Raw genomic sequence first — 12,397 nt, forward strand, 5'->3', positions numbered from 1 at the left:
CCGGAGATGCGCCTAAGGGATCGTAACACGATGGACTGGGGCGACAAGGCCACGCGTCGGGTTGTCAGACAACTTTGCCCCCGTTGTCCTCGCCGGCTTGACCTGCGTTCCCGGTCGGCACCGACGCGCTGGCTCAAGGCAGGGTGGTGACGGCGAGGCCGGACGTGATACCTCAGTCGTTAGACGAATGCCTGCGGTCCAACGCCAAAACGCTCGGATAGGAGCCTGATCTGACGCACATTCAGGTCACGTTTTCCATTGAGGATTTCTGACACAACGCCTTGGCTTCCAACCTCGGGCAAGTCGCCCTGGCTGAGGCCGTGCTGATCCATCAGAAAACGCAACATGTCGGCTGGTGATATTGTTTTGGGCGAAGAATGCGCGTCTTCATAATCGGCAATCAGTTCGCCGAGGAGGCTAACGAGTGTCGACAGCGGATTGCCCTCATCGGCGCCGCCTGCATCGAGGAGTGCATTCATCGCAGCCGTCGCTGTCTTGTAGGCACGCTTTGATCTGATGGTTTGAAGCGGAATGCGCGCTGAAATGGCGCTCAGATGCTCGGCGAGATCATCGACGTCCGCACGGGTCAGCGTCATGGTTTCCATGCGTCGTACTCCTTGTGTGTGAATACGTGCCTGACATACAGGCGTTGTCTATCGAAATGGATGGCGGCAACGATACGGAATTTATTGCCCCCGATATCGAAAGCGTCGCCTTCATCTCAGCGAAATTCTTGAATAAGCGCGATTCCACGATCTTGCGCCACGCCTGCAGTGGTATCGATGCCGCGGAATGCGTGGCGGAGAAGCTCACCAATGCGCTGTTTGAGATAACCCGCATGCAGCTCCTCAATATCTCAAATTGAGATATTTTGTAAGGCCGTCTGCTGCGCTGCTCAGTCCTTGACGTCGCGGCCGAGCCGACGCGAGATCGCATTGGTGCAATCGAGCAGAGCCTTGGCGATCGGGCTGTTCCAGTTGACGTCGAAGGTGCCCACCGCGCCCATGGCGGTCACGGCCAGGACCACCGCGCCGCTATGATCGAACACCGGCGCGGAGAATGCATTGACGCCGCGCAAGGGCTCACCGACGGCGCGGGCCAGCCCGCGCGTGCGAATGTCAGCGAGGATCTTGTCGATGGCCGGGCCTTTTATCTTGCGGTTCGGATCGTAGCCGATCGAGAGCCGATCGAGATCCTCAGTGAGTGCGGCATTGATGGTTGCAGGTGGCATGAATGCCGCGAATATCCGCCCTGTCGCAGTCTCGAGCAGCGATACCGTGGAGCCCACGCGCATGGCGATGTGCACAGGGTGGCTGGGCTCTTCCATGCGCACCACGGTCGGTCCGTGGGTGCCCCAAATCGCCAGCGAAACGGCGTGGTCGATCGTACCCGCGAGAGCGGTAATGGCCGGCGTTGCCACGCGGACGGCCGACAGGCGACGCAACGTCACGATGCCGAGTTCGAGAGCGAGTGCACCGAATTCATAACGGCCGGTGGAGGGGTCCTGCTCGATCAGGCCGATGCGGGAGAAACTAGCGAGATAGGGATGCGCTTTGGCCGGCGACATGCCGGCCTCGCGCGCTAGATCCCGCAGCATCATCGGTTCCCCATTGCGCACCAGCGCTTGCAGCAATTCACCCCCGACCTCGATCGACTGAATACCGCGACTCTCTTTAGCCATGCTTGCCCCAAACCAGTGCCGCGGACACTACACGGCCAGGAAGCCTCCATCCACTGGCAAGGTCACGCCCGTGACATAGGACGCCATGGGGGAGGCGAGGAAGACCACGGGGCCGATCAGCTCATCGGGCTGGCCGACGCGCCCCATTGGCGTGCGGCCGAGGAAGCCGGCCAGCCGCGCGGGATCGTTGCGTGTTGCTTCGGTCATCGCGGTCTCGATGACACCTGGCGCGATGGCGTTGACGCGCACGTCGTCTTTGGCAAGCTCGCGCGCCAGTGCCTGCGTCAGCAGTTTCACGCCGCCCTTGGAGGGCGAATAGCCGAGCGTATCGGCGACCCCGACGAAAGAGGCAATGGAGCCAAGATTGATCACGCTGCCGCGTCGCGCACGCAATGCCGGCAGAAACGCGTGGGTGACATTGAATACGCCGTTGAGATTGACGTCGAGCACGCGCCGCCAGTTCTCCACCGCGCGTTCGGAATCGATGCCTTCGCGAATGATGATGCCGGCATTGTTGATCAGGATCGAGATGTCGCCGGCACTCGCTTTGGCAGTCTGTGCGAGCTGTCGGCAGGCATCGACATCCGTGACATCAAGATGGTGATGCCATGACTGCCGCCCGGTGGCTGCAATATCGCCGGCCGTGCGTGCGGCGCCATCGCGGTCGATGTCGGTCACGATGACATCGGCGCCATGCGCGGCCAGACCCATTGCAATGGCGCGGCCGTTGCCGGCGCCGGCACCGGTGACAAGCGCCAATTGACCCTTCAGCAGATCGGGGGCGAAGCTGGCCATCATGCTGCCTTCACCGGTGTGCCGGCGAGGTGGCGGCCGGCGATATAGCCGAAGGTGAGCGCGGGGCCGAGCGTGATACCCGCGCCGGGGTAGTTGCCGCCCATGATGCTCGCCATGTCGTTGCCGGCCGCATAGAGGCCATTGATCACCTGACCGCCGGCATCGAGCGCACGCGCTTGCGCATCGGTCTTGATGCCGGCGTAAGTGCCGAGATCTCCGATCACCATCTTGATGGCATAGAACGGTCCTTGTTCGATGGGTGCAACGCAGGGGTTCGGCCCATGGTTGGCGTCGCCCTGATAGCGATTATAGGCGCGTGAGCCCTTGCCATAGGCGGGATCGCGGCCTTCGGCTGCGGTGTTGTTGAATTGCGCGACAGTGGTGACAAAGCCGCCAGCGTTGATGCCGGCCTTGCCCGCGAGCTCTTCGAGCGTGTTGCCCCTGATGAGATAGCCCGAGTTCAGATACTGGCCGATCGGCATCGGGAAGGGCGGCACAGCGCCGAGCCCGTATTGCCGCAAGGCGCGATGGTCGCAAACGAGCCAGGCCGCTATCTCCTCGCCGGGCTTCGCCGCCTTCATCATCTGCTGGACGAAAGCATGGTAGGAATTGCCTTCATTGGCGAAACGGGCGCCATCGCGCACCACGGCGATTACGCCGGGTTTGGCGCGATCGATGAAGTGCGGCATCACGCCCTTGCTGCCGTCCTTACGATGGGTGACCGAGACCGGCACCCAGGCAGCGGCATTCGGTAATGAATCTTCGACACGGCCGCCCGCGGACTCGGCCAGACGAAGACCGTCGCCGGTATTGCCGGTTGGACCGGGCGAATAATGTTCTCGTCCGGTCGGCGCATGCGGGAACATTGCCTTGCGTCGTTCGATGTCATGTGGGAAGCCGCCGCATGCGAGCACCACGCCGCGGCGTGCGAAGATGCGGATGCGCTTGCCGTTGCGCTCGACGATGGCACCGCGGACCGCCCCGTTCTCGATGATCAGTTCGCGCACCGGCGATGACAGCCAGAGCGGGATCTTGAGGTCGAAGGCGGATTTGGCGAGCCGGCCGGCGAGTGCGTTGCCGTTGGTCAGTGTCATGCCGCGGCCATAGCGCAGCACGTGCATGAAATGCTTCGACAGCCGCTTGGCCACATAGATCGCCGAGGTCAGCGACTTCGTCGCGCGCATGAAGTGGATGATGTCCTTGCCGGAGCCGAACATGATGCCGAACACCGTCAGTTCGGGCAGCGGCGCACCGATATCCTTGATGTGGTCGCCGAGTTCGCGTCCGTCGAACGGCCGGGCCACCATGGAGCGGCCACCCTGCTTGCCGCCGGGCGCCTCCGCATCGTAATCGGGAAAGGTCAGCGGCATGTCGAAGCGCACCGCCGTCTTGCTGGTGAAGAAGTCTATCGCTTCGGGCCCTGCGGCCAGAAACGCATCGACACGCGCGGCGTCATAGCTGTTGCCAGCCTCATGACGCAGATAGGTGCGCGCTTCGTCGGGGCCCTCATTGATGCCCCAGGCGCGCGCCAGTGATGTGCCGGGAATCCAGAGCCAGCCGCCGGAGCGCGCGGTCGTGCCACCGAACCGCGGCTCCTTTTCGACGATCAGGACATCGAGCCCGCTATGTTTGGCGGTGATTGCCGCCGACATGCCGGAGCAGCCGGAGCCGGCGACCAGTACGTCGCATTCATAGAGCTCGATATTCGCTTTGGGATCAGCAGCCATGAGACCTTACTTCTTCAGCAATGGGCATTTCGATTCAGAGACGGGCCGGAACGCGTCATCGCCCTTCACGGTCTTGACGATGTCGAGATAGTCCCAGGGCTCTTTGGATTCCGACGGCTTCTTGACGCGGGCCAGATACATGTCGCGGATGACGCGGCCGTCTTCGCGCAGTTTGCCGCCATGCACGAAGGTGTCCTCGATGGGCAGTTCGCGCATCTTGGCCATCACCTTGGCCGGATCGTCGGTGCCGGCAGCCTTGATGGCCTGGAGATAATGCAGCACCGAGCCATAGACGCCGGTCTGGATCATGGTCGGCATCACCTTGGTGCGTTCGTAGAATTTCTTCGACCAGGCGCGCGTCTTGTCGTCCATGTTCCAGTAGGACGCGGTTGTCAGGTATGTGCCCTGAGCCGCCTCCAGCCCGATGGCATGCACATCCGTGTCGAACATCAACAGGCCGACCAGCTTCTGGCCGCCTTTGACAAGGCCGAACTCGCCTGACTGCTTGATCGAATTGTCGGTGTCCTGGCCGGCATTGGCGAAGGCGACGACTTCGGCCTTCGAGTTCTGCGCCTGCAATGCGAAGGACGAGAAATCGGCGGTGTTGGTCGGATGACGAACGCCGCCCAGCACGGTGCCGCCGCTCGCCTTGATGAAGCGCGTCGCGTCCTGTTCAAGCTGATTGCCGAAGGCGTAGTCGGCGGTGATGAAGAACCATGACTTGCCGCCGCCGGCGACCACGGCAGAGGCCGTTACCTTCGCAAGCGCGTAGGTGTCGTAGGTGAAGTGGACCGTGTTGGGGCTGCACAGCTCATCCGTGAGCGTGCTTGCGCCAGGGCCGGACAGCAGTGCGATCTTGTTGCGGTCCTTCGCCAGATTATGAACCGCGATGGCGATGGCGGAGTTCGGGATATCGACAACGGCGTCGACCTTGCCGGCGTCGAACCAGTTGCGCGCGATCTGGATGCCGACGTCAGACTTCATCTGATGATCGGCGCTGATGATCTCGATCGGTTTCCCGAGAACGGTCGGGCCGAATTCCTCGAGCGCCATCTTCGCGGCTTCAACCGATCCAGGGCCGCTGTTGTCGCGCCCCCAGCTTGAGAGATCGGTGAGAACGCCGATGCGAACGACGTCGTCGGAGACCTGAGCGGAAGCGGTGGATGTCCAAAGCGTGAGCGCGGCTGCGCACACCAGGAACTGGCGTGTCATGTGTTTCTCTCCCCAATGCGGCCTCGTGTCGGGCCAGTCATTCTCTGTTTTTCGACAAATTAGATATTGGCGAAAAGGTTTGTCAATGGCGAATATGTGAATACGCCCGTATCGGCATGCGCGGCGATGCCGCTCGTGCAGCGCAGCATCAAATCAATTGAAGAGGGAGCCGAACTATCCGAATGACGGGTTGAAGCTATTGCCGTCTGTGGCTCGCATTCACCGCAATTGCCGCAGCCGCAGTACGGTTCTCGACGCCAAGTTTGGCGTAGATCTGTTCAAGATGCTTGTCGACGGTGCGCGGTGAGAGGCCGAGTATCTGCGCGATATCGCGGTTGCTCTTGCCCTTGCTGAGCCAGGACAGCACTTCGCCCTCGCGGCCGGTGAGGCCAAGCTCCTTGCTGAATTCGGCGGGAGCGGTTGGCGCGTTTTCCTTGGCGAGCCGCAGCAGGAATTCGTCGGACCCGACTTTCCCCATATATTGCAGACGCAGCAGCTCATTGCTCGGAAAGCCCGATGATGGTGTCGGCTTGGCGCCCGGCCGCTGCATCTGCTCGAGCCACTGCATCATGGCTGGTGGCAGCAGCAATTCATCATTGGGGGCGGCGATCAGGTGATCGCTGAGCAACTTCTGCGCCTGCGGTGTGGCCCACAGGATATTGCCCTTGCCGCTCACCGCGAGGAGGAAGCGTCCGGAGACATCGAGCGCGGTGCGCGCACTCTGCGTCAGCCGCGCGTTGGCGAGATGCACGCGGATCCGCGCCAGCATTTCCTCGATGATGATCGGCTTGGTGACGTAATCGACGCCGCCCGCCTCAAGCCCGCGCACGATGTGTTCGGTCTCGGACAGACCGGTCATGAAAATCACGGGCACGTCGCCCAGGCCCGCGTCGCGCTTCAGCCGGCGACAGGTTTCGAAGCCGTCGATTCCCGGCATGACGGCATCCAGCAGGATGATGTCCGGCGTGATCTGTTCGACGATCCGCATCGCAGCGGCGCCGTCCATGGCCACCATCACGGTCATGCCGGCGCCGTCCAAGGCATCAGTTAGCAGCCGCAATGTTTCCGGCGAGTCATCTACCACCAGCGCGACGTCGCGTTTTTTCGATTCAGTGGTCATAGGTGTACAGCGTCTTCAAGGTGGCCATGTATTGATCGAGGTCGAAGCGGTCGATCAGCGAACGCATCTGGGCGACGAAGTCGGCATGTTCGGGGTGTTCGTTGCCGATCTCGTCGAGCTTGAGCTGGATGGCGCGGATGTGCCCCATCTGCCCGAGGCTGATGAGTTCCTCCACATGATGCACCGGCGGTCGGGCGCCGCTGGTGGGCGTCCATTGCGGCAGAGGCGCCACTTCGTCGCGTTCGTATTGCCATTCGATCTTTAGGAGTTGTCCGATCTGTTCGATCAGCCGCGGCAGTTCGATCGGCTTCATCAGGTAGCCGTCATGGAATGGCTGGGCGAGCGGCGTGCCATGGGCTTCCAACGCGCTAGCCGAGACCATCAGGATACGCGCCTGATGGTGGCCCGACGACCGTAGCTTCTCGGCGACGGTCCATCCGTCCATACCGGCCATGGAAATATCCAGCAGGAACAGATCGGGGCGGCAATGCTGGGCGAGGCTGAGGCAGGCCTGGCCATCCGGCGCGCTCAGAAGGATGAAGCCCAGCGGCGTCAGCACCTGGCGCAAGAGGTCGCGCTGCGTTGGATCGTCGTCGGTGACGAGAATGGTCTTGCGCGCGCCGTGATAGCCATAGATCGGCGCGTCCACCGGCGCGATACGGGTGGGATTGGTCACCTCCGACAGCAGCATCTTGACGCGGAAGGTGCTGCCGGTGCCGACCTCGCTGGAGACGCGGATGTCGCCGCCCATCACGCCGGCGAGCAGTTTGGAAATCGTGAGGCCCAAACCTGTGCCGGTGTGCGGCTGCGCGGCGCCGAGCGCGCCGCGTTCGAACGGCGCGAAGATGCGTTCCAGATCGTCGGGACGAATGCCGGGTCCGGTATCGATAATCTCGAATTCAGCGACCGGGCTGCGATAATGGATCACGAACTGCACGCTGCCTGCTTGCGTGAACTTGATAGCGTTGGAGAGCAGGTTGATCAGGATCTGTCGCAACCGCTTCTCGTCGGCATAGACCACGGTCGGCAGAATGTTCGGCCGCCGGAACACGAAGTCGATGCCCTTGGCTGCGGCCTGCAGGCGGAACATGCCGACGAGCTGATCGAGGAAGTCGGTGAGGCGGACTTCGTCACGCGACAGATAGAGACGACCTGCCTCGATCTTGGAAATATCGAGAATGCCGTCGATCAGTCCGGAGAGATGATCGGCGCTGCGCTTGACCACGCGCACCTGATCGCGCGGGCGCGTCTGCAGGCTTTCGTCCTGCTCCAGGAGCTGCGCATAGCCACTGATGGCATTGAGCGGCGAGCGGAGCTCGTGGCTCAGGCCGACCACATAGCGGCTCTTGGCGAGGTTGGCGGATTCTGCGACCTCCTTGGCGCGCTGCAGTTCTGCATCGGTGCGCTTGTGCGCGTCGATTTCCTGCATCAGCAGGGTGGTCTGCCGCTTGGTCTCGGCTTCCGCGGCGCGACGGCTTTGCTTGGCCAGCACGAATAGCCATGCCACCACGCCGATGATGATCGCCAGCGCGAAGAACACTTTCCACAGCACTTCCGAGACCTGCGCACTGTCTCCCGGCGATGCAGCGGAGGTCTGCAGATAGATCAGTCCCAGCGTCAGGCCGACGAGACCGGCAGCAATCATGAACACGCCAAGATAATGGCCGAGCTGTGAATTGAGCCGGGCCAGGATCGGCTCCGGCAGCAATTTGCCGAACGTCGCCGACATCTGTGCGTCGATCCGCGCATGCGGCTTGCAGAGATCGTGGCAACGCGCATCGAGCGAGCAGCACAGTGAGCAGATCGGGCCGGCATAGGCCGGGCAATGCGCCATGTCCTCGGGCTCGAACGAATGTTCGCAGATACAGCACTGGATCGCTGCCATGTTCTGCCAGGCGCGCTTCGGCTTGCGGGCAATGTAGTATTTCCCACCTGTTGCGAAGGCGATGATGGGGGCGGTGGCGAGCGCGGTGATCAGCGCCACGAAAGGCGATAGCGCCTTGGCCGTGGGCCCGAACAGGCCATAGAAGGCGCTGACCGACATCAATGTCGCAGCTAGCATCGCGCCGACGCCGACCGGGTTGATGTCGTAGAGATGCGCGCGTTTGAATTCCATCTGCTGCGGGCGCAGTCCGAGCGGCTTGTTGATCACGAGATCGGCGACCAGCGCGCCGACCCATGCAATGGCAACATTGGAATACAGCGCCAGCGTCTGCTCCAGCGCCTTGTAGACGCCGATCTCCATCAGCAGTAGCGCGACCAGCACGTTGAACACCAACCAGACCACGCGGCCGGGATGGCTGTGAGTGAGGCGCGAGAAGAAGTTCGACCAGGCGATCGAGCCTGCATAGGCGTTGGTGACGTTGATCTTGAGCTGCGACAGGATCACGAAGGTGCCGGTCAGTGCCAGCGCGAGATCGGGCTGGGACAACACATAGCGAAACGCTTCGAGATACATATGTGCGGGCTCGGCGGCGTGCTCGGCCGAAACGCCGTGGGTCAGTGCGAAATAAGCGAGGAACGAGCCGGCCAGCAGCTTGATCGCGCCGACAATGATCCAGCCCGGGCCCGCGCACAGCAGCGCTACCCACCAGCTCGCACGCGAGTTGCGGCGGTCGCGCGGCAGGAAGCGCAGGAAGTCGACCTGTTCGCCGATCTGCGCGACCAGCGAGAATACGACCGAAGCGGCGGTGCCAAACAGCAGGAGATCGAGATGGCCGGCGGCGCTGCCGTGGTCGCCCGGAAATTTGGTCCAGGCCACGAAGGAGTCGCGGCTGGCATAGGCGATGGCCGCGAAAGGCAGCAGGTTGAGCACCAGCCAGATCGGCTGGGTCCAGAGCTGAAAACGGCTGATTAGCGTGATGCCGTGGGTCACCAGCGGGATGATGACCACGGCCGATATCAGGTAGCCGATGGGGCGTGGAATATCGAAACACATCTCCAGTGCCGAGGCGAGAATGACGGCCTCGATGGCGAAGAAGATGAAGGTGAAAGACGCATAAATCAGCGAGGTAACAGTCGAGCCGATATAGCCGAAACCGGCACCGCGGGTGAGGAGATCGATATCAATGCCGCATTTTGCGGCATAATACGCGATCGGCAATCCGCAGCAGAAGATGATGACGCTGACCACCAGGATCGCTGCCGTGGCGTTGGTCATGCCGTAATTGATGGTGATGGTGCCGCCGACGGCCTCGAGGGCGAGAAACGAAATAGCGCCCAATGCCGTGTTGGCGACCCGCGCGGCGGACCAGCGCCTAGCGCTCTTCGCCGTAAAGCGGAGTGCGTAATCCTCCAGGGTCTGGTTGGCGACCCATTGATTGTACTGGCGTCTCACGCGGTCGATACGCTGCCGCCCTGCCACTACTTCGCTCCTGACCCTGTCAAACTACGCATGTTTACGTGATGCAAAAACCTACGTCGGCATTTTGCGGTGCAGTATACGCGATCTCGCGTATCCGTGCACCGCACAAGTTCAGCAATGCTTGCCTCACCAATAGGCGTACTCGAAACCAGTGGGGTTGAAATGTCAGACGAGAAGAAACCGGGCTTGCACTCGCCATTGCGGCGTAAACTGTTGATGGGCATGGCGGCTTTGCCGGCAATATCGCTGCTTCCGCGCACATCTTTTGCGCAGGCGCCGGCCACCTCGGCCATCAACACCACGGGCCTCGCGGTTACCGATACGGAAGTCACCGTCGGCATCCTGCATTCCGTCACCGGTACGATGGCCATCTCGGAAACCGGCTCGGTACAGGCTGAAAAGCTCGCCATCGATCAGATCAACGCCATGGGCGGCGTGCTCGGCCGCAAGATCAAGTTCATCCAGGAAGACGGTGCCTCGGACTGGCCGACCTTCGCTGAAAAGGCCAAGAAGCTGCTGGTCAACGACAAGGTCGCTGCCATCATGGGCTGCTGGACCTCGGCCTCCCGCAAGGCGGTGCTGCCGGTCATGGAACAATATAACGGCATGCTCTACTATCCGACCTTTTATGAAGGTCTCGAGCAGTCCAAGAACGTGATCTATACCGGTCAGGAAGCTACCCAGCAGATCCTCGCCGGCCTCGACTGGGTCTCCAAGACCAAGAACGGCAAGAGCTTCTATCTGATCGGCTCGGACTATATCTGGCCGCGCACGTCGATGAAGATCGCCCGCAAGCACATCGAGGGCAAGCTCGGCGGCAAGGTGTCGGGCGAAGAATACTTCCCACTCGGCCACACCCAGTTCAACTCGGTGATCAACAAGATCAAGCTGACCAAGCCGGACGTGATCTATGCGGCAGTGGTCGGTGGCTCCAATGTCGCCTTCTACAAGCAGCTCAAGGCGGCCGGCATCGACCTGTCGAAGCAGACCCTGCTGACCATCTCGGTCACCGAGGACGAGATCGACGGCATCGGCGGCGAGAACATCGCGGGCGCCTATGCCTGTATGAAGTACTTCCAGTCGCTCGATAATCCGAACAACAAGGAATTCGTCGCCGCCTTCAAGAAGATGTGGGGCGAGAAGACCGTGATCGGCGACGTGACGCAGGCCGCCTATCTCGGCCCGTGGCTCTGGAAAATGACGGTCGAAAAGGCCGGCTCCTTCGATATCGACAAGATCGCGCCCGCGTCTGCCGGCATCGAATTCACCAAGGCGCCGGAAGGCTACGTCAAGGTCCATCCGAACCACCATCTGTGGTCGAAGGCCCGCGTCGGCCAGGCCCAGCTCGATGGGCAGTTCAAGGTGGTCTACGAGACGCCCGAACTGATCGAGCCGGATCCGTTCCCCAAAGGCTACCAGTAAGCCTTCCTCCTCAAGTGCGGAGCGTATCTCCGCGCGCCTTCTCCCTGGCGCGGACGACCTATCCGCGCACGACAACCCCGCGTCGCGTCTCATCGCGCGGCGCGGGACCCTTTCCCTGACGGAGGACGGATCGATGTTCGGCGACTATTCGATTGGTGACCTTGGCGCCATCTTCGCAATGCAGGGCTTTGCCGGCCTGATCCTGTTCTCGGTCTACGTGCTGATGGCCCTGGGCCTCGCCATCATCTTCGGCCAGATGGGCGTCATCAACATGGCGCATGGCGAATTCATGATCCTCGGCGCTTACGTCACCTGGCTGACGTCGAACTTCTTCCAGTCGCATCTGCCGTCGCTGTTCTCGGGCTACTTCTTCGTCGCCATGGTCCTCGCCTTCATCGCCTCCGGTGCGCTGGGGATGTTGGTCGAATGGGGGCTGATACGGCATCTCTACAAGCGCCCGCTCGACACGCTGCTGGCGACCTGGGGCCTCAGCCTGATCCTGCAGCAGGCCTATCGTTCGGTGTTCGGCGCCCGTGAAGTCGGCGTCGAACTGCCGCAATGGATGATGGGCTCCAAGCAGGTCACCGATACGATCGAAGTGCCGATCAACGGCATCTTCGTGATGGTGCTGACGCTGGGGATCACCATGGTGGTGGCCTACATCATGTACAAGTCGCGTTGGGGTCGTCAGGTTCGTGCCGTGGTGCAGAACCGCGTGATGGCCGGCGCCGTCGGCATCAATACCGAGAAGGTTGACCGCTATACGTTCGGTCTCGGCTGCGGCATCGCCGGGATCGCCGGCTCCGCCTTCACCATGATCGGCTCGACCGGGCCGACCTCCGGCCAGCTCTACATCGTCGATACGTTCCTTGTCGTGGTGTTCGGCGGCGCGGCCAGCCTGTTCGGGACCATTGCCTCGGCCTTCACCATCTCCCAGGCGCAGTCGACCATGGAGTTCTTCATGTCTGGCTCGATGGCCAAGGTGCTGACGCTGCTCACCATCGTCGGAATCCTGATGATCCGGCCGCAGGGCCTGTTCGCCCTCAAGGTCCGCAAGTAAGCGCGTGCAGTACAGA

At 61.9% G+C, this 12,397-nt stretch carries 10 protein-coding genes; 2 read left to right on the forward strand and 8 right to left on the reverse strand.

Features of this window, described 5'->3' with window-relative positions; genetic code table 11:
* Positions 1-179 precede the first annotated feature (179 nt).
* The 8 genes from A4A58_RS20325 to A4A58_RS20360 form a co-directional block, all read right to left on the reverse strand.
* The gene (locus tag A4A58_RS20325) at positions 180-605 is read right to left on the reverse strand and encodes a helix-turn-helix domain-containing protein (protein ID WP_068735504.1); all 426 of its coding nucleotides are present in this window, start codon (positions 603-605) and stop codon (positions 180-182) included.
* The gene (locus tag A4A58_RS31850; protein WP_433993647.1) at positions 593-679 is read right to left on the reverse strand and encodes a type II toxin-antitoxin system HigB family toxin; all 87 of its coding nucleotides are present in this window, start codon (positions 677-679) and stop codon (positions 593-595) included. The genes A4A58_RS20325 and A4A58_RS31850 overlap by 13 nt, the downstream gene beginning before the upstream one ends.
* 216 nt (positions 680-895) lie before the next feature.
* A complete protein-coding gene (locus A4A58_RS20335) occupies positions 896-1,681 on the reverse strand; it encodes an IclR family transcriptional regulator (RefSeq protein ID WP_068735508.1) in 786 nt (261 codons plus the stop codon).
* 27 nt (positions 1,682-1,708) lie between these two features.
* Positions 1,709-2,476 (reverse strand): SDR family NAD(P)-dependent oxidoreductase, encoded by a 768-nt coding sequence (locus tag A4A58_RS20340; protein ID WP_068735510.1) that lies wholly within the window; start codon positions 2,474-2,476, stop codon positions 1,709-1,711.
* The gene (locus A4A58_RS20345) at positions 2,476-4,203 is read right to left on the reverse strand and encodes an FAD-dependent oxidoreductase (RefSeq protein WP_068735512.1); all 1,728 of its coding nucleotides are present in this window, start codon (positions 4,201-4,203) and stop codon (positions 2,476-2,478) included. Before A4A58_RS20345 ends, A4A58_RS20340 begins: the two co-directional genes overlap by 1 nt.
* Before the next feature lie 6 nt (positions 4,204-4,209).
* Entirely contained in the window at positions 4,210-5,415 is a 1,206-nt protein-coding gene (locus A4A58_RS20350) for an ABC transporter substrate-binding protein (protein WP_068735514.1), read from the reverse strand.
* Between the two features lie 196 nt (positions 5,416-5,611).
* Entirely contained in the window at positions 5,612-6,535 is a 924-nt protein-coding gene (locus tag A4A58_RS20355; RefSeq protein WP_068735515.1) for a response regulator, read from the reverse strand.
* The gene (locus A4A58_RS20360) at positions 6,525-9,899 is read right to left on the reverse strand and encodes a hybrid sensor histidine kinase/response regulator (protein WP_068735517.1); all 3,375 of its coding nucleotides are present in this window, start codon (positions 9,897-9,899) and stop codon (positions 6,525-6,527) included. Before A4A58_RS20360 ends, A4A58_RS20355 begins: the two co-directional genes overlap by 11 nt.
* A gap of 162 nt (positions 9,900-10,061) precedes the next feature.
* Between A4A58_RS20360 and urtA the strand changes: the two genes are divergently transcribed.
* Together urtA and urtB are read left to right on the forward strand one after the other, a co-directional pair.
* Positions 10,062-11,321, forward strand: a complete 1,260-nt coding sequence (urtA, locus tag A4A58_RS20365; protein ID WP_068735519.1) for an urea ABC transporter substrate-binding protein — start codon at positions 10,062-10,064, stop codon at positions 11,319-11,321.
* A 133-nt stretch (positions 11,322-11,454) separates the two neighbouring features.
* Entirely contained in the window at positions 11,455-12,381 is a 927-nt protein-coding gene (gene urtB / locus A4A58_RS20370) for an urea ABC transporter permease subunit UrtB (RefSeq protein WP_068735521.1), read from the forward strand.
* Positions 12,382-12,397: the final 16 nt, after the last annotated feature.

It is taken from the genome of Tardiphaga robiniae (assembly GCF_001618955.1).
Taxonomy (GTDB): Bacteria; Pseudomonadota; Alphaproteobacteria; order Rhizobiales; family Xanthobacteraceae; genus Tardiphaga; species Tardiphaga robiniae_A.